The 16,279-nt window shown below is 70.0% G+C and carries 19 protein-coding genes; 13 read left to right on the forward strand and 6 right to left on the reverse strand.

Annotation, left to right across the window (positions count from 1 at the left end; translation table 11 throughout):
- A complete protein-coding gene (locus AB0H62_RS32735; protein WP_220243792.1) occupies positions 1 to 540 on the reverse strand; it encodes an NUDIX hydrolase in 540 nt (179 codons plus the stop codon).
- Between the two features lie 37 nt (positions 541 to 577).
- Between AB0H62_RS32735 and nucS the strand changes: the two genes are divergently transcribed.
- From nucS to dhaM, 7 genes are all read left to right on the forward strand, one after another.
- Complete coding sequence (gene nucS / locus AB0H62_RS32740; RefSeq protein ID WP_220243791.1) at positions 578 to 1,237, forward strand: endonuclease NucS; 660 nt, start codon at positions 578 to 580, stop codon at positions 1,235 to 1,237.
- A gap of 275 nt (positions 1,238 to 1,512) precedes the next feature.
- Positions 1,513 to 3,213: a sodium:solute symporter family protein gene (locus AB0H62_RS32745; RefSeq protein WP_220243790.1), complete on the forward strand. Its 1,701-nt coding sequence runs from the start codon at positions 1,513 to 1,515 to the stop codon at positions 3,211 to 3,213.
- A gap of 13 nt (positions 3,214 to 3,226) precedes the next feature.
- The gene (locus AB0H62_RS32750; RefSeq protein WP_220243789.1) at positions 3,227 to 3,523 is read left to right on the forward strand and encodes a hypothetical protein; all 297 of its coding nucleotides are present in this window, start codon (positions 3,227 to 3,229) and stop codon (positions 3,521 to 3,523) included.
- Positions 3,524 to 3,570: 47 nt separating this feature from the next.
- Entirely contained in the window at positions 3,571 to 4,551 is a 981-nt protein-coding gene (locus AB0H62_RS32755; protein WP_255638405.1) for a DUF3558 domain-containing protein, read from the forward strand.
- A gap of 71 nt (positions 4,552 to 4,622) precedes the next feature.
- Positions 4,623 to 5,624 carry a dihydroxyacetone kinase subunit DhaK gene (dhaK, locus tag AB0H62_RS32760; protein ID WP_220243788.1) on the forward strand — a complete coding sequence of 334 codons (1,002 nt, stop codon included), beginning with the start codon at positions 4,623 to 4,625 and terminating at the stop codon, positions 5,622 to 5,624.
- Positions 5,624 to 6,250, forward strand: a complete 627-nt coding sequence (dhaL, locus tag AB0H62_RS32765) for a dihydroxyacetone kinase subunit DhaL (protein WP_220243787.1) — start codon at positions 5,624 to 5,626, stop codon at positions 6,248 to 6,250. The genes dhaK and dhaL overlap by 1 nt, the downstream gene beginning before the upstream one ends.
- Positions 6,247 to 6,921, forward strand: coding sequence for a dihydroxyacetone kinase phosphoryl donor subunit DhaM (gene dhaM / locus AB0H62_RS32770; RefSeq protein WP_220243786.1), 675 nt, complete (start codon positions 6,247 to 6,249; stop codon positions 6,919 to 6,921). The genes dhaL and dhaM overlap by 4 nt, the downstream gene beginning before the upstream one ends.
- A gap of 203 nt (positions 6,922 to 7,124) precedes the next feature.
- On the opposite strand, the gene AB0H62_RS32775 is transcribed toward dhaM, so the two are convergent.
- On the reverse strand, positions 7,125 to 7,304 hold the full coding sequence (locus AB0H62_RS32775; protein WP_220243785.1) for a hypothetical protein: 180 nt from the start codon (positions 7,302 to 7,304) through the stop codon (positions 7,125 to 7,127).
- 180 nt (positions 7,305 to 7,484) lie between these two features.
- Here AB0H62_RS32775 and AB0H62_RS32780 point away from each other — a divergent pair, with 180 nt between their 5' ends.
- The gene (locus AB0H62_RS32780; protein ID WP_360590394.1) at positions 7,485 to 8,297 is read left to right on the forward strand and encodes a hypothetical protein; all 813 of its coding nucleotides are present in this window, start codon (positions 7,485 to 7,487) and stop codon (positions 8,295 to 8,297) included.
- On the opposite strand, the gene AB0H62_RS32785 is transcribed toward AB0H62_RS32780, so the two are convergent.
- Positions 8,278 to 8,763 (reverse strand): Lrp/AsnC family transcriptional regulator, encoded by a 486-nt coding sequence (locus AB0H62_RS32785; RefSeq protein ID WP_220243783.1) that lies wholly within the window; start codon positions 8,761 to 8,763, stop codon positions 8,278 to 8,280. The genes AB0H62_RS32780 and AB0H62_RS32785 overlap by 20 nt on opposite strands.
- A gap of 59 nt (positions 8,764 to 8,822) precedes the next feature.
- Here AB0H62_RS32785 and AB0H62_RS32790 point away from each other — a divergent pair, with 59 nt between their 5' ends.
- A complete protein-coding gene (locus AB0H62_RS32790; protein ID WP_360590396.1) occupies positions 8,823 to 9,935 on the forward strand; it encodes a PLP-dependent transferase in 1,113 nt (370 codons plus the stop codon).
- A 3-nt stretch (positions 9,936 to 9,938) separates the two neighbouring features.
- Here the strand turns inward: AB0H62_RS32790 and AB0H62_RS32795 are convergent, their stop codons facing one another.
- Complete coding sequence (locus AB0H62_RS32795) at positions 9,939 to 10,142, reverse strand: zinc ribbon domain-containing protein (RefSeq protein WP_220243781.1); 204 nt, start codon at positions 10,140 to 10,142, stop codon at positions 9,939 to 9,941.
- Positions 10,143 to 10,186: 44 nt separating this feature from the next.
- Between AB0H62_RS32795 and AB0H62_RS32800 the strand changes: the two genes are divergently transcribed.
- Positions 10,187 to 11,308 (forward strand): nucleotide pyrophosphatase/phosphodiesterase family protein, encoded by a 1,122-nt coding sequence (locus AB0H62_RS32800; protein ID WP_360590399.1) that lies wholly within the window; start codon positions 10,187 to 10,189, stop codon positions 11,306 to 11,308.
- 546 nt (positions 11,309 to 11,854) lie between these two features.
- A complete protein-coding gene (locus AB0H62_RS32805; RefSeq protein WP_220243779.1) occupies positions 11,855 to 12,160 on the forward strand; it encodes a hypothetical protein in 306 nt (101 codons plus the stop codon).
- Between the two features lie 72 nt (positions 12,161 to 12,232).
- Here the strand turns inward: AB0H62_RS32805 and AB0H62_RS32810 are convergent, their stop codons facing one another.
- On the reverse strand, positions 12,233 to 12,784 hold the full coding sequence (locus AB0H62_RS32810) for a GNAT family N-acetyltransferase (RefSeq protein ID WP_220243778.1): 552 nt from the start codon (positions 12,782 to 12,784) through the stop codon (positions 12,233 to 12,235).
- Here AB0H62_RS32810 and AB0H62_RS32815 point away from each other — a divergent pair.
- Complete coding sequence (locus tag AB0H62_RS32815; protein WP_360590402.1) at positions 12,783 to 13,511, forward strand: alpha/beta hydrolase; 729 nt, start codon at positions 12,783 to 12,785, stop codon at positions 13,509 to 13,511. The genes AB0H62_RS32810 and AB0H62_RS32815 overlap by 2 nt on opposite strands.
- On the opposite strand, the gene AB0H62_RS32820 is transcribed toward AB0H62_RS32815, so the two are convergent.
- Positions 13,508 to 14,335 (reverse strand): phosphotransferase, encoded by an 828-nt coding sequence (locus tag AB0H62_RS32820; protein WP_220243776.1) that lies wholly within the window; start codon positions 14,333 to 14,335, stop codon positions 13,508 to 13,510. The genes AB0H62_RS32815 and AB0H62_RS32820 overlap by 4 nt on opposite strands.
- 136 nt (positions 14,336 to 14,471) lie before the next feature.
- On the opposite strand from AB0H62_RS32820, the gene ctaD reads away from it, so the two are divergent.
- Complete coding sequence (gene ctaD / locus AB0H62_RS32825) at positions 14,472 to 16,244, forward strand: cytochrome c oxidase subunit I (RefSeq protein ID WP_220243775.1); 1,773 nt, start codon at positions 14,472 to 14,474, stop codon at positions 16,242 to 16,244.
- Positions 16,245 to 16,279 lie beyond the last annotated feature (35 nt).

The following is a 16,279-nucleotide window of genomic DNA, read 5'->3' on the forward strand; positions in this document are numbered from 1 at the left end:
TCAACGACGCTCGTGCAGCAGCAGGAGCGCGTACGCGGCGATCGACTGCGCGTCGGTGATGCCGCCCGTCGAGATCATCTTCTCGACCTCAGAGCGGGTGAACCACGCCGTGGTCATGTCCTGTTCCTCGAGCTCGCGTTCCGGCTCGCCCTCGGTCAGGTCCGTGGCGAGGTAGACGTGGCCGCGCTGGCTCGACATGCCGGGCGCGACTTCCAGCATCCCGATCTCCGTGACGGTTTCGGCGCGCAGGCCCGTTTCCTCGCGCAGCTCGCGGCGCGCGAGCTCGGCGGGCGGCGTTTCGGCGAGGTCGGGGGCCGTGCCCTGGCAGAACTCCCAGCGGCGCTCGCCGACGGGATAACGGAACTGGTCGACCAGGAGCACGCGGTCGCCGTCCATCGGGATGATCAGGGCGTAGGTCGGTTTGTCGACCACGCCGTAGATGCCTTCGCTGCCGTCGGTGCGGCGAATGGCGTCCTCCCGCACCGTCATCCAGTTGTTCCGATACACCTCGTGGGTCGCGACACGCTGAATGGGGTCCACTCGCCCAGTATCGCCGAGCCTGTCCTACCCTCGGCGGGTGCGTCTCGTGATCGCTCGCTGCCAGGTCGACTACGCCGGCCGCCTCACCGCCCACCTGCCGATGGCCACGCGCCTGCTCCTCGTCAAGTCGGACGGTTCGGTGTCCGTGCACTCGGACGACCGCGCGTACAAGCCCCTGAACTGGATGAGCCCGCCCTGCTGGCTCATCGAGGACGGCAACCTGTGGATCGTCGAGAACAAGCAGGGCGAGAAGCTCGTGATCTCGCTCGACGAGATCTACCACGACCACGAGCAAGAGCTGGGCGCCGAACCGGGCCTGCAGAAGGACGGCGTGGAAGCGCACCTGCAGGAACTGCTCGCCGAGCACATCAAGACCCTCGGCGACGGCTACACCCTCGTGCGCCGCGAGTTCCCCACCGCGATCGGCCCGGTCGACATCATGGCCCGCGACGCGGATGGCAAGTCCGTCGCCGTGGAGATCAAGCGCCGCGGCGAGATCGACGGCGTCGAGCAGCTCACGCGCTACCTCGAACTCCTCAACCGCGACCCGCTCCTGGCCCCCGTGCAGGGCGTCTTCGCCGCGCAGATCATCAAGCCCCAGGCCCGCACCCTCGCGGAAGACCGCGGCATCCGCTGCCTGACCCTGGACTACGACGCCCTGCGCGGCATCGAATCGGACGAGTTCCGCCTGTTCTGAGCCGCCGGCGCAACCCCCGACGACCGTCCTGAGTGGACGATGTGGTGCCTTGTGAGCGCATCTGCGCGTTCGTGAGGTTCCGGTCACCGGTGCCCGAGCCGTCAAGATCACACTCCCCGAACGCCCGCGTTTCCCCAGCTCATCGCCGTGGCGAGAAGGCGTTTTCCAAGATCGCCCGTGTCGGGGTGCCGCTCCGGAATCCATGCAGTACTGTCCGGATCTAACAGGACGCTGGTGTTTCCTGTGGGAAATTGTTGAATTCGGAGGTGGCTCGCGTGGAGGTCCTTGCCGACGCGAACCTGCGGCTCGACGCGAGTGCGATCGACTACATCGAGCTGGCGTTCTATTTCGTGCTGGTGCTGGGCATCGGCTATCTCGCCCGCAAACAGGTGTCGAGCAGTCTCGACTTCTTCCTCTCCGGGCGCTCGCTCCCGGCGTGGGTGACCGGCCTGGCGTTCATCTCGGCCAACCTCGGCGCGATCGAGGTCATGGGCATGTCCGCCAACGGCGCCGAGTACGGCCTGCCGACGGCGCACTACTTCTGGATCGGCGCGATCCCCGCGATGCTGTTCCTCGGCGTCGTGATGATGCCGTTCTACTACGGCTCCAAGGTGCGCAGCGTTCCCGAGTTCATGCTCCGGCGCTTCGGCCCCGCCGCCCACTGGGTCAACGGCAGCAGCTTCGCGCTCGCGCAGATCCTCATCGCGGGCGCCAACCTGTACCTGCTGGCCAGTGTCGTCAACCTGCTGCTGGGCTGGCCGATCTGGGTCTCGATCATCATCGCGGCCGTCATCGTGCTCACCTACACCGCGCTCGGTGGCCTCTCCGCGGCCATCTACAACGAGGTGCTGCAGTTCTTCGTCATCCTCGCGGCGCTGATCCCGCTCACGATCGTCGCCCTGTACAAGGTCGGCGGCTGGAACGGCCTCATCGAGAAGGTGACCAACAGCCCGGGCGGCGCCGCGCAGACGCACTCGTGGCCTGGCAACCAGCTGACCGGTTTCGGCAGCAACTTCCTGTCCGTGCTGGGTCTCGTGTTCGGCCTCGGGTTCGTGCTCTCGTTCGGTTACTGGACCACGAACTTCGTCGAGGTCCAGCGCGCGATGGCGTCGAAGAGCATGTCGGCCGCGCGGCGCACGCCGATCATCGGCTCGTTCCCGAAGATGTTCATCCCGTTCCTCGTGATCATCCCGGGCATGGTCGCCGCGGTGACCGTGACCGAGCTGCAGGGCGCGAACAAGCAGGCCCTGCTCGACGGCAAACCCGCCCCCAGCGGCGCGACGTTCAACGACGCGCTCCTGCTGCTGATGCGTGACGTGCTGCCCAACGGCATCCTCGGCGTCGCGATCGCGGGGCTGCTCGCGTCGTTCATGGCCGGCATGGCGGCGAACCTGAGCTCGTTCAACACCGTGTTCACCTACGACATCTTCCAGACCTACATGGTGAAGAACCGGCCGGACAAGTACTACCTGAACACCGGCCGCGTGGTGACCATGGTCGCGACCGTCCTGGCGATCGGCACGGCGTTCATCGCGTCGACGTACGCGAACCTGATGGACTACCTGCAGACGCTGTTCTCGTTCTTCAACGCGCCGCTGTTCGCCACGTTCATCCTCGGCATGTTCTGGAAGCGGATGAGCAAGGCGGCCGGCTGGTCGGGCCTGGTGTTCGGTACGGCGGCGGCGATCGTGGTGTTCGTGCTCGACAAGACCGACGTCTTTTCCCTGCCCGGGCAGGGCGCCAGCTTCGTGGCCGCGATCGCGGCGTTCGTCGTCGACATCGTGGTGAGCGTGGGCGTCACGTACTTGACGCCGCCCAAGCCGGAGTCGGAGCTGGTGGGCCTGGTCTACTCGCTCACGCCGCGCGATTCGCTCAAGCACGAGACCACCGGCGAAGACGCGGGCTGGTACCGCAAGCCGGTGCTGCTGGCCGGTATCGCCGCAGTCCTCACCCTCGTCCTGAACTTCGTCTTCTAGGAGGACGGCCGCCATGGCAACCGAATCCACACCGCGGGCGCGCAAGGCCGGCGCGTTCGACATCCGCCTGATCATCGCCCTGCTGACCGGCGTGTACGGCATCATCCTCACGGTGATGGGCGCGGCGTTCGAGACCGAGGCCGACCGCGTGAAGTCGTCCGGGGTGAACATCAACCTGTGGGCGGGCATCGCCCTGCTGATTTTCACGGCGTTGTTCATCCTGTGGGCGCGGCTGCGGCCGATCGTCGTGCTGGACCAGACCGAGCAGCCCGACGAGGACGAGACCACCGAACCGCCGGCAGCCGGATAGGCGGGTTGTCCGGACAGCCGGGGCCGGCTGCCGCTACCGTGCTCCGCGTGGCGCGCGATCTCAAACTCGGCCGGCTGTTTCCCCTGGTGGTGGCCGGTGTCCTCGTCCTGACTGCCTGTGGCGGTCCGCAGCTGGGCAAGGAGAACTTCCCCCGGACCACCGTCCCCGCCGCGAGCGGGGACGGTGGCAGCGGGCCGATCACCGATGCCGCGGTCGCGGCGGGTTCCCTGCGCCAGGTGCTGCCGTGCCAGTTCCTCGACAAGGCGTCGCTCTCCGCGCTGGGCACTCCCGAGGGCGAGCCCACGGCGTCGAGCGTCCGGTTCGACGAGTGCAGCGCCAAAGTGCGCGACGCCGGTGGCAAGGAGCTCTCGGTCGACGTGCAGCTCGGCGCGATCGTGCTGTTCGCCTCCGACAAGACCACGGGCCAGGTCGGCGGCCTGCCGCAGGTCGAGGTGCCCGACACCACCGGCGGTTCGTGTGAGGTCAGTGCGCTCACCTCGCGCGATCCGAGCCTCGGCATCGCGTTCGAGATCGATTACCCGGGTGGCGATCCGTGTCGTGCGGGACGAACCTTGCTCGCTCCCGCCGTGGACAAGGTGCACAACTCCCCGCTGAAATACCCGGACGTCAAGGGATCCGTGCTCACAGCCGACGCGTGCGCGGTGCTCGACCAGTCCGCCGTGGACGCAGTGCTGAAGGGCACGAAGGGCGGGGCGACCGGGCTCCACAGCTGCCAATGGGGCGACAGCCCGAACGTCACGGTGATGTTCTTCCCGGCCCTCCCACCGCTGGAGGGCGACGGCTGGCTGAAGGCCGACGTCGGCGGCGCGAACCAGGCGTACGCGAAAAAGGGCACGGCGGGGACGGACTGCAAGGTCGAGTGGCAGCACCGGGCGTGGCAGGGCGACCACGTGGAAGTCGTCCAGGTGGGGTTCACCGACTACGACCTCAAGCCGGGTACCGGCGACCCGTGTGCGACGGCGACCACGCTGGCGAAAAGCGTCGCGGGGAACCTGCCGCGGGCCTGAAGCTTGGCGGTGGGCCGGTGTCGGCGGCTAGGTTGGTGGCATCCACCACGCCGATGTGTCGGAGGTCTGCCATGAAGAAGATCATCAACGATCCGGCGACAGTGGTCGCGGAGTCCTTGAGAGGCCTCGCCGTGGCCCACGCCGACATCCTCCGTGTCCAGGACGATCCGGCCGTCGTGGTGCGGGCCGACGCGCCGGTGCCGAGCAAGGTCGCCGTCATCTCGGGTGGCGGCTCCGGCCACGAACCGCTGCACGGCGGGTTCGTCGGGCGGGGCATGCTCGACGCGGCGGTGCCCGGCGCGGTGTTCACGTCCCCGACGCCGGACGGGGTGCAGGCCGCGGTCGCCGCGACGACCGGGCCGTCCGGTGCGTTGCTGATCGTGAAGAACTACACCGGTGACGTGCTGAACTTCGAGACCGCCGCCGAGCTGGCCGCGGCTGAGGACCTCGACGTGCGCAGCGTCGTGATCGACGACGACGTCGCGGTGAAGGACTCCACGTTCACCGCCGGCCGCCGTGGCGTCGGCGGGACCGTGCTGCTGGAGAAGATCGTGGGCGCCGCCGCGGAGCGGGGCGACTCGCTCGACGCCGTGGAGGCGCTGGCGCGCAAGGTCGTCGGGCAGGTGCGGTCGATCGGGGTGGCGTTGAGCGCTCCGATCGTGCCGCACGTCGGCGAGCCGAGCTTCGACCTGGGACCGGACGAGATCGAGTTCGGCATCGGCATCCACGGCGAGCCGGGCCGCGAGCGCATCCCGGCCGAGCCCGCCGACGCGCTGGTGGCGCGGATGGTCGAGGCCGTGGCGTCGGATCTGCCGTACGAGGCGGGCGACAAGGTGCTGCTGTTCACGAACTCCATGGGTGCCACGCCGTTGCTGGAGCTCTACCTCGCGCACGGCATCGCCGAGCGGCTGCTGGCCGAGCGTGGGATCGTGGTCGAGCGCAGGCTGGTCGGCCCGTACATCACGAGTCTCGAGATGCAGGGGATGAGCCTGACGCTGCTGAAGCTGGACGACGAGCTGACCGAGCTGTGGGACGCGCCCGTGTGGACGTCCGCGCTGCGGTGGGGGATCTGATGGGTTGTTCTTCCGAAGGAGTCGCGGCCGCGCTGCGAGCCGCGGCCGAAGTCGTGGCCGAGCACCGCTCCGAACTGGTGGAGCTAGACCGCGCCATCGGCGACGGCGACCACGGCGAGAACATGAGCCGCGGGTTCACCGCGATCGTGTCCGCCCTGGAGACGGAGGTGCCCGCCACCCCGGCGGGCGTCGCCAAACTGGCGGCCACCACGTTGATCTCGAAGGTCGGCGGCGCGGCGGGTCCGTTGTACGGCACGGCTTTCCTGCGCGCGTCGACGAAACTGGGCGACGCGGCTTCGATCGACGTGCCGCTGCTGGTGGCCGCTCTGCAGGCCGCTTTGGACGGTGTGCAGGCGCGCGGCAAAGCGGTGGGCGGTGACGCGACGATGGTCGACGCGCTCATCCCGGCCGTCTCCGCGGCCGCCGCTTGCCCCGCGGACGCTTCGATCGCGGACGTGCTGACCGCGGCGGCCGACGCGGCCGACCGCGGCGCCGAGTCCACAGTGGACCTGGTGCCTCGCAAGGGCCGGGCTTCGTATCTGGGCGAACGCGCCGTCGGCCACATGGACCCCGGCGCCCGCTCCACGGCGCTGCTGCTGCGCGCGTTCGCGGAGGCCGCCCGGTGACCGTGGGGATCGTGCTCGTCTCGCACAGCGCCAAACTGGCCGAAGGCCTGGCCGACCTGGCCGCCCAAATGGCCCCCGACGTCCGCATCATCCCCGCCGGCGGCCTCCCTGACGACGGCGGCATCGGCACCGACTACGACGAAGTCGTGGCCGCCACCCAACGCGCCGACTCCGGCGACGGCGTGGTGCTGCTCTACGACCTGGGCAGCGCGCAGATGACGGCGGAGCTCGCGGTGGAGTCGCTTTCCGGCGGCCTTGCCGCCGTGGTCGCCGACGGTCCACTGGTGGAGGGCGCCATCGCGGCCGCCGTCGCTGCTCAGGGTGGGGCGGACCGCAAGGCGGTGGCCTCTGCCGCTGCGGGTGCCGGCCTGGCTCCAGACCTCGCCGCAGTGGACTCTCCTGGTGATGCCCAGGAGAAGGAACTCACGCTGACGAACGAGGTCGGCCTCCACGCCCGCCCCGCCGCCGTCCTGGTGCGCAGCCTGGCCTCCCTGGAAGCCGAGGTGACGATCCGCCTGGGCGACCAGGAAGCCGACGCCCACAGCGTCCTGGCCCTCATGTCCCTCGGCGCCCGCCAGGGCGACCACATCGTGGTGCGCGCCCGGGGGCCCGAGGCTTCGGACGCGCTCGCCAAGGTGACCGGTCTGGTGGAGTCGAACTTCGGGGAGTAGCGGCGGCCGGGAAAACACCCCCGCCCTCCCAAGGGGGCGTGCCCATGTCCATTCTATCGGCCCACTCCGACAAATTCGGCGACTGAGCGCCGGATCGCCTCAGTTGTCCACAACTCGGCATGCCTGTGGACAACTGAGGCGATCCGGGCGTTCTCCGCCACCGCCCACTCGTGCATTCCGGCAATTCACAAACCGGAATCCCCTCACGCCGCCAGTGCGATCCCCAGCCAGATCGCCCCGATCACGGCCGCCCCGCACAGCGCCGCGAGCAGCAACATCACCGTGCTGATCTGCCCCGGTTGGCGCGGCAGTCGCATCGGTTGCGTCGGCGGTCCCCAGTAGTCCTGGGAATTCTGTGCGGCCGGTCCGGTCGTGCTCGTCATGGCGCTACCTCCGTCCCTCGACCGGCAAATCCTTTGTGGTCCGGACGTCGGGCCGGCCGCGTTGTCCGTTACCGGAATCGACGACCGGGTTTTTGACCGATTCCCGATCGAAAGGAATCGTCGCGGTCGGTATTCGCGCTGTCCTCCGGAGTTGTCGGTGCTGAGCGATACCCTCGCGCGGTGAACCTCCCCACCGAGTTCAGCGCTCTGATCGAGCGCGCGCGCACCGCGGTGCGCCTCCACCCCGTGGACGGCGAGCCCGCCGTCGGCGAAAGCCACCTCGGCGGCCCCCTGCTGTGGCCCGCGAGTGAGCCGTGGCCGACGTGCCCCGTCACCTGGCCGCCGCGGCCCGAGGCGTCCGACGACGGCTGGACCGGCGGCCACCCAGACGACGAGCCGGCGCCGGCGATGATCGGCGCCGCGCAGTTCTACCACCGCGACTTCCCGGAGTTGCCGTTCCCCGAGGGCGCGGACCTGGCGCAGGTGCTGTTGTGCACGACTCTGCACGAAAGCAAGCACCACTACGGCCCCGCCGTGCGCCTGCTCTGGCGAGACTCGAGCACCGTCGTCGAAGTCGCCGAAGCGCCGGAGCCACCCGAAGAAGCGGACGACATGTTCCTGCCTCAGCCACGCGTCCTGCACCCGTGCCGGCTCCGGGAATTCCCCTACGTCGAGGAGTTCTCCCCGGACCGCCGGGCGCAGCTGGGGTTGCCGGCGAGCGGCGATGACGTCGACTACGAGCTCGGCCAGTTCTCGAAAGTCGGCGGCTGGACGGCTTGGTATGCAGGGGATCCGGAAGACCTGAGCTGCCGCGAGTGCGGCGCGCGCCTGCGTCAGGCGATCGCGCTGGCGACGCAGGAGGACGAGGTGCCCTGCGGGTGCGAGCGGAGGGACGACGAGGAAGCCGGCTGGGAGTTCGGCGAGCAGGGCGCGTTGAACATCTTCCTGTGCCCCACCGACCCGCGGCACCCCGTCAAGGTGCGGACGGAGTAGGCGGCAACAGCGGCCCGCCACTCCAGTGCTGGAACACCAGGTTCGTGTGCACGCGCGCGACCTCGTCGCGGGCCGTCAGCTCGTCCAGCACGAGCCGTTGGAGTTCGGCGGCGGAGCTGGTGGCCACGTGGGCGAGGAAGTCGTCCGGGCCCGTGAGGTGGTAGACGGCGCGCACCTCGGGCAGGGCGAGCAGGTCGGACACGAACGGGTCCACCAGCTCGCGCCGGTGGGGCCGGACCTGTACGAACAGGAACGCCTCCAGGGGCCGCCCGAGTTTGGCGGCGTCGACGGAGGCGTGCTGGCCCGTGATCACGCCCGTCGAGCGGAGGCGGGCCACGCGGTCGAGGCAGGTGGACGGCGCGACGCCGACGGCGGCCGCGAGGTCCTTGTTCGACGTCCGCGCATCGTTCTGCAGCACGCGCAGAATCTCAAGGTCCACCGTGCTCAGTTCGACGGAATCGCTCATCCGCGAATGATATCCGAAACCGTTGCGGCAAAATCGCACGATGGCCGACGCTCAACGCCATGACGAACGCGCTGCGCACCCGAGCCGTCCACGCCGGCCGCGACGACCTGACCGACCTGGGCTTGCACGCCGTACCCCTCGATTTCTCGACGACGTACCCGTCCCGCGACAGCGCGGCCGAGGCCCTGCGGATCGACGAGTTCTCGACCGGCGGCGAGGTCTCCGGCATCTACGGCCGCGTCAGCAACCCGACCGTCGAGCGGTTCGAGCGCGCGCTGGCCGAGCTGGAGGGGTTCGACCACGCGGTGGCGTTCGCGAGCGGGATGGCGGCGGTGTCCGCGTGCCTGCTTTCCGCCGTGTCGCAAGGAAAGCGGCACGTCGTGGGCGTCCGGCCGCTGTACGGGTCGACCGATCACCTGCTGACGTCCGGGTTGCTCGGCACCGAGGTCACGTGGGCGGCGCCCGGCGAGGTGGCCGCGGCGCTCAGTCCGGACACGGGCCTGGTCTTCGTCGAGACGCCCGCCAACCCGACGCTGACCGAGCTCGACGTCAAAGCCCTCGTCGACGCGTGCGGCGACGTGCCCGTGCTCGTCGACAACACCTTCGCCACGCCCGTCCTGCAACGCCCCGGCCGCCACGGCGCGCGCCTCGTGCTGCACAGCGCGACGAAGTTCCTCGGCGGCCACGGCGACGTGATGGGTGGCGTCGTTGCGTGTGACGCGGAGGAAGCCGCGCGGCTGCGGGGAATCCGCTTCGCCACGGGCGCCGTGCTGCACCCGCTGGCGGGGTACCTGTTGCTGCGCGGGCTTTCCACGCTCCCGCTGCGCGTGACGGCGGCAAGCGAGACCGCCGCCGTGCTCGCCGAACGCCTTGCGCAGCACGAAGCGGTGACCGCCGTGCACTACCCGACGCTCGGTGGCCCGCTCGTCGCGTTCGAGGTGGCGGGCGATCCGCACGCGCTGATCGCCGCCGTCCGGCTGGTCACGCCGGCGGTGAGTCTCGGCAGCGTCGACACGCTCATCCAGCACCCGGCGTCGCTCACGCACCGGGTCGTCGCCGAGAGCGACCGCGAGGAGGCGGGCATCACCCACGGGCTGATCCGGCTCTCGGCCGGGCTCGAGGACGTCGAGGACCTCTGGCACGACCTCGACCAGGCGCTGAAGGCCTGCTGACCGTCAGCCGCCGCAGCACCCGCCGCCGCAGCAGCCACCCGACGGTGCGGGGCTCGCGGCGGAGCCGGTGAGCGCGACGGTGGTCAGCAGCTTCACCGTGTCGGTGTGCCCCTCGGGACACGGCGCCGGCGCGCCGGACTCGCTCATCGGCCGTTGCAGCTCGAACGTGTCGGTGCAGTCGCGGCAGCGGTAGGCGTAAGTGGGCATGCGTCGATTATCGCTGCCGCGCAGGCGGGTGGGAAGCTGTCTTCGTGGACGTTCCCCAGATCACGGACCTCCCGCACCTCGGCCAGGTCGTCCCCGCGGTGCTGGGCGCGCTCGGCGTGCCGGGCGAGGCGGGTTCGCTGGCGTTGCCGGAGGCGCGCAGTGCGTGCGTGCTGCTCATCGACGGCCTCGGCTGGCAGCTCCTGGCCGAGCACGCGGCCGACGCGCCGGTGCTCACGGAGCTCGCGAAGAGCCCGTTGCGCGTCGGCTTCCCGTCGACGACGGCGGCCGGCGTCGCCGCGATCGGCACCGGCCTGGCGTCGGGGGAGCACGGGATGGTCGGGTACACGTTCGAGGTGCCGGGCACGGGCGTGCTCAACGCCTTGCGCTGGCGCTCCCACGAAGACGGCAGCGACTTGCGCGGCGCCCTCCCGCCTCGCTCGGTCCAGCCGCTTCCGACGACTTTCGAACGCGCTGCCGCGGCGGGCCTCGACGCCGTCGTCGTGTCCTCCGCCCAGTTCTCCGACACGGCCCTGACCCGCGCCACCCAGAGCGGCGCCCGCTACGCCGGCGTCCACGCCCTGGGCGACCTCGCCGCGCGGACGCTGGAGGTGCTCGCGGCACGGTCGTTCTGCTACGCCTACCACAGCGAACTCGACCTGCTCGGCCACCTCTACGGCCCCGGCTCCACCGCCTGGCGTATGCAGCTTCGGCACGTCGACCGCCTTGTCGAGTCCATTGTGGACGGCCTCCCCGCGGGCGCGCTGCTGGCCGTCGTCGCCGACCACGGCATGGTGACCGTGAACGACAAACTCGACCTCGAGGACACCCCGGAGCTGCTGGACGGTGTCCGCGCCTTCGGCGGCGAGGTCCGCGCCCGCCACGTCTACACCGAATCGGGCGCGGCCGCCGATGTCCTGGCGGCCTGGCAGTCCGTCCTCGGCCCGCGCGCCTGGGTCCTGCCCCGCGACGAGGCCATCGCGCAAGGCTGGTTCGGCACCGTGAGCGACCGCGTGCGCCCCCGCATCGGCGACGTCGTCGCCGCGGCCCAGGGCACGTTCGGCATGGTCCGCGGCCTGGCCGAAGCGGTCGAGACGTCCCTGATCGGCCAGCACGGCTCGCTGACGGAGGCTGAGCAACTGGTGCCACTGGCCCTCGCGCAGGGCTGACGCGGTTCATGGCGTTGGCACTCGGGCAGGGCGATCAGTTGGTACCCGCGGCCCGCGCACGGCTGAGCCGACTCGGTCTGGGTTTGTCGCCGGCGCGGCAATCCTGAGCCTGCCGGGCCGGCCAACCTGATCCGAGCCCCGAAGGCCGCGATCGGGAAACTCGGCGACGTGGATCGGCCTCCCGCTTCGCTCGACGCCTGGCATACCCAGCCGGCAACCGCTTGTCGCGCGGAGCGAACCAGTATCGGTCGGTGTGGCTGCGTTCGGCGAGGGCTGCTCGACCGGCACCACGCCAGGCCGGCCAGATCGACCGGGTCTGGCACGCAGCAGACCTGGTCGGGCGATCCACATGGTGTGCATCTCGCCGCGAGGTTTGGTGATCGAGCCGCCCGGGCCGAGGACCACTTCGGCGTCGTCGGAGCGGAAGCCGATCTGGCCGGACCAGATCCAGCGGTGTGGCTCGCATCAGCCGGCCGCGGTCAGGCCGGAGCGGCAAGGTGGACCACGCTCTGCAGCCCACCGATCCCGCCGGTTAACGTGTTTCCCGTGCCCCGACACAATCGCCCCGGCAGAGACCGGCATGGTCGTGACGAGCAGCCCGACCTCGGCGCGGCCAGCGGCTGGGCACACGCCGAGTCCGGCCCCGACGGCGAGTGGCTGGTGCGCACCGTGCCCGGCTCGCACGCGACCAAGACGTACCGCTGCCCCGGCTGCGACCACGAGATCCGGCCCGGCACGCCCCACGTCGTCGTGTGGCCCGCCGACGAAACCGGTTCCGTCGCCGACCGCCGCCACTGGCACCGCACCTGCTGGGACGCCCGTGCCCGGCGGCGCCCGAACCGGCGCTGGTAGCCCGAAACCGCAACGGGTGACGGCCGGGGAACCGGTGCCGGAACCCTCTAAGACCTCGAAGCACACCGAAGCTCACCGGCGGAAATGTCGCGAAACCGCCCCCTCGTACACCTCCTCCTCGAACTGCGTGAACCCCAGCCGCTCCACCACCCGCAGCGATGGCGCGTTGGTCGAGTTCACGCTGATCAGCACCGGAATCTCCGGCAGCTCCCGCTCAGCCCACTCCACGGCGGCGCTCGCCGCCTCCACGGCGTACCCCCGGCCCCACGCCGACGGCGCGAAGCGGTACGCCAGGTTCAGCACCCGCTCGCCCCGGAACAGCCGCAGCCGCACCCCCGTCAGGCCCAGCACCTCGGCCCCGCCCTGCTCCCGCACGGCGCAGTACCCGAACCCGTGCTCGGCCCAGTGGGCGAGCCACGAGTCGAACAGCAGGTCGCCGGTCGGGGTGTCCGGTGGGTCCGGGTTGAAGCGGTGCGTCGCCGGGTCCGTCTGGATGGCGACGACGGCGGCGCGGTCCTCCTCGGTGAACGGGTGCAGCACGAGCCGCGAGGTCTCGATCTTCCTGGGCATCTCCCTCAGCACACCCGGCACGCTAGCGGCGGGGTCCGACAGAATCGCCGTCATGACCGAACTGCCGCTCCTCCTGCTGCACGCCTTCCCCCTCGACGCCCGCATGTGGGACCCCGTCCGCGCGCCCCTGGCCGAGCGCCTGCGGCTGATCACGCCGGACCAGCGCGGCCTGGGCCGCAGCCCGCTGCCGGAGACCGACCGCGAGCCGAGCCTCGACGACGCCGCGCGCGACGTCCTCGCGCTGCTCGACCGGCTGGAACTCGACGAAGTGGTGCTCGGCGGCTGTTCCATGGGCGGTTATCTCGCCCTCGCGGCGGTGAAAGCAGCCCCCGAGCGCGTCGCGGGGCTCGTGCTCATCGACACCAAAGCCACGCCCGACTCGCCCGAAGCGGCCGAGAACCGCCTCAAGGTCGCCGAGCGCGCCGAGGCCGAGGGCGTCCAGGGTTGGCTCGCCGACGCGAACCTGCCGAACCTCCTGCACAACCAGGAACCCGCCGAACGCGTACGCGAGCTCATCGACGCGCAGCCGCCTGCCGGGGTCGCGTGGGCGGCACGCGCGATGCGCAACCGGCCCGATTCGCTGGACGTGCTGCGCAAGTCCGACGTGCCCGCGCTCGTCATCGTCGGCGAGGAGGACAAGCTCACCCCCGTCGAGGAAGCCGGCAAGATGATCGACGCCCTCGACGAGGCCAGGCTCGTCGTCCTGCCCGGCGCCGGGCACCTCACGCCGCTCGAAGACCCGGCGGGCGTCGTCGAAGCGATCCTCGGCTGGTTCGCCTAGAAGTAGTCCGCCAGCGCCGCCCGCGCTTCGCCGAGCCGCGCGGGCCAGCGCAGCGCGAGCAAATACCGCCACACCACCACGAACAGCTCGCGCAACCGCAGACACGCCTCGACGGAAGCCGAATCCACCGCGTCCGGATAAGCCGCCAGGAACGACGGTCCGCCCTGTTTCGCCAGGATCGCGAGGTCCCAGGCAAGCGGTCCGCGCCAGGTGTCCTCGAAATCGAGCCAGCACGGCCCTTCCGCGGTCGCGATGACGTTGCCCGGGTGCGCATCGCCGTGCAGGGCCTGGATCCGGTCCGCCGGCAGCGCTTCCGCGAGCCGCAACGCCTCGGCGCGCAGGGAATCCGCGGCACCGTCCATCGTGGCGCCGTGCCGGTCGAGCGCGCCCAGCAGCTCGTCGACGGGCCCGCGCACGGGAAGTTCACCCGGATAGGCAAGCAGTGCCGCGTGGACGGTCGCGAGTGAACTCGCGACTTCTCCCGGCGTGTGCCGATGGTCCGGATCGTGCGGCGTCCAGTGCCAGAGCGTCACCGGCAGCCCGTCGGCGAAATGGGGCCCGGCCGGGGGATCCGTGGTGGGTGAGACGACGAGCACACCACTCTGCGTGAGGTGCCGCGAAACGGCGACGTCGCGCTCGAGCCAGGCCGTCGCGTCGGGCCGCAGCAAGCGTGTCGTCCCGGGCACCCTCGCGACGACGGAACCCAGTCTCACCAGCACGTTCGAGCGTTCGTGGAGGACCTCGGCCGACCCCGTCGCGAGGCCGAGGCGGCGGGCCGCCGAGAGGGCCGCGTGGAGCGCGGAAGCCGTGTACGGGTCGGCCATGCGGTGATCTAACCAGCCGGTGCGAGCGACGGTGGGTAGCGAGGGCTACCATCCCTCTAGCCGTCGGATCGGGCCTGTCCCGACCCGCGGCGACCCGGACGATGACCACCACAAGGTTTCAGTGTTGGAGGCAGGAGTGACGGCCGTAGCCCCCAAGCCGATCGCAACGCGCCCATACCCCGCGCGCGAGACGGTTAAGGGTTCGTACCTGCTGCGGTTGTTCCGCACGACGGACCACAAGCAGATCGGCATCATGTACCTGGTCACCTCGTTCGCCTTCTTCATGGCGGGCGGAGCGATGGCCATGCTGATCCGCACGGAGCTGGCCCGCCCGGGCCAGCAGTTCCTGTCGCAGGAGCAGTACAACCAGCTCTTCACCATGCACGGCACGGTGATGCTGCTGCTGTACGCGACCCCGATCCTCTTCGGGTTCGCCAACTTCGTGCTGCCGCTGCAGATCGGTTCGCCCGACGTCGCGTTCCCGCGGCTCAACGCGTTCTCGTACTGGCTCTACCTCTTCGGTGGGCTGATCGTCCTTTCCGGATTCCTGACGCCGGGTGGCGCCGCCGACTTCGGCTGGTTCGCCTACACCCCGCTGTCGGACGCGATCCACTCGCCGGGCGTCGGCGCCGACCTCTGGATCTCCGGCCTGATCGTCTCCGGTCTGGGCACGATCCTCGGTGCGGTCAACATGGTCACCACCGTGGTCTGCCTGCGCGCCCCGGGTATGACGATGTACCGGATGCCCATCTTCACCTGGAACATCCTGGTCACCAGCATCCTGATCCTGCTCGCGTTCCCGATCCTGACCGCGGCCCTGTTCGGCCTGCTGGCGGACCGGCATCTAGGAGCGCACGTCTTCGACCCGGCCAACGGCGGGGTGATCCTCTGGCAACACCTGTTCTGGTTCTTCGGTCACCCAGAGGTGTATATCGTCGCCCTACCGTTCTTCGGGATCGTGTCGGAGATCTTCCCGGTCTTCAGCCGCAAGCCGGTGTTCGGTTACAAGGGCCTGGTCTTCGCGACGCTGGCGATCGCGGCCCTGTCCGTGGCGGTGTGGGCGCACCACATGTACGCCACCGGCGCCGTGCTGCTGCCGTTCTTCTCCTTCATGACCTTCCTGATCGCGGTCCCGACCGGGGTGAAGTTCTTCAACTGGATCGGCACGATGTGGAAGGGCCAGCTGTCCTTCGAGACGCCGATGATCTTCTCGATGGGCTTCATCGTCACGTTCCTCTTCGGTGGCCTGACCGGCATCCTGCTGGCCGCGCCGGCCATCGACTTCCACGTGTCGGACAGCTACTTCGTGGTGGCGCACTTCCACTACGTCCTCTACGGCACGATCGTGTTCGCCACCTTCGCCGGCATCTACTTCTGGTTCCCGAAGATCACGGGCCGGATGATGGACGAGAAGCTCGGCAAGTGGCACTTCTGGACGACGTTCATCGGCTTCCACGGCACGTTCCTGGTCCAGCACTGGCTCGGCGCCGAGGGCATGCCCCGCCGCTACGCCGACTATCTGGCCAGCGACGGGTTCACCACGCTGAACACGATCTCCACGATCGGCGCGTACATCCTCGGTGCGTCCACGCTGCCGTTCATCTGGAACGTGTTCAAGAGCTACCGCTACGGCGAGATCGTCACGGTCGACGACCCCTGGGGCTACGGCAACTCCCTCGAATGGGCCACGTCGTGTCCGCCGCCGCGGCACAACTTCACCGAGCTGCCGCGCATCCGCTCCGAGCGCCCGGCGTTCGAGCTGCACTACCCGCACATGGTGGAGCGCATGCACGCCGAAGGTGAGATCGGCTTCTTCGGCAAGCCGCGCCACCAGGCCGCGCCGTCGCAGAAGCTGGTCGACGCGACCATGCCGGGCGACCACGGCAAGGACAACTCGGGCGAGCAGTAAAAGCCCGTTTGATCATCGGGGCGCGTGCCCGGCTT

Source organism: Amycolatopsis sp. NPDC050768, from assembly GCF_040654155.1.
Lineage (GTDB): Bacteria > Actinomycetota > Actinomycetes > Mycobacteriales > Pseudonocardiaceae > Amycolatopsis.

What these genes read in the sequence shown, in the direction of transcription:
- AB0H62_RS32775 (WP_220243785.1), bottom strand. Translation starts at nt 7,304, where the DNA reads ATGACGAGCACGACCGGACCGGCCGCACAGAATTCCCAGGACTACTGG.
- dhaL (WP_220243787.1), top strand. Translation starts at nt 5,624, where the DNA reads ATGGGTTGTTCTTCCGAAGGAGTCGCGGCCGCGCTGCGAGCCGCGGCC.
- dhaK (WP_220243788.1), top strand. Translation starts at nt 4,623, where the DNA reads ATGAAGAAGATCATCAACGATCCGGCGACAGTGGTCGCGGAGTCCTTG.
- AB0H62_RS32750 (WP_220243789.1), top strand. Translation starts at nt 3,227, where the DNA reads ATGGCAACCGAATCCACACCGCGGGCGCGCAAGGCCGGCGCGTTCGAC.
- AB0H62_RS32820 (WP_220243776.1), bottom strand. Translation starts at nt 14,335, where the DNA reads ATGGCCGACCCGTACACGGCTTCCGCGCTCCACGCGGCCCTCTCGGCG.
- AB0H62_RS32790 (WP_360590396.1), top strand. Translation starts at nt 8,823, where the DNA reads ATGACGAACGCGCTGCGCACCCGAGCCGTCCACGCCGGCCGCGACGAC.
- AB0H62_RS32815 (WP_360590402.1), top strand. Translation starts at nt 12,783, where the DNA reads ATGACCGAACTGCCGCTCCTCCTGCTGCACGCCTTCCCCCTCGACGCC.
- AB0H62_RS32810 (WP_220243778.1), bottom strand. Translation starts at nt 12,784, where the DNA reads ATGACGGCGATTCTGTCGGACCCCGCCGCTAGCGTGCCGGGTGTGCTG.
- AB0H62_RS32795 (WP_220243781.1), bottom strand. Translation starts at nt 10,142, where the DNA reads ATGCCCACTTACGCCTACCGCTGCCGCGACTGCACCGACACGTTCGAG.
- AB0H62_RS32785 (WP_220243783.1), bottom strand. Translation starts at nt 8,763, where the DNA reads ATGAGCGATTCCGTCGAACTGAGCACGGTGGACCTTGAGATTCTGCGC.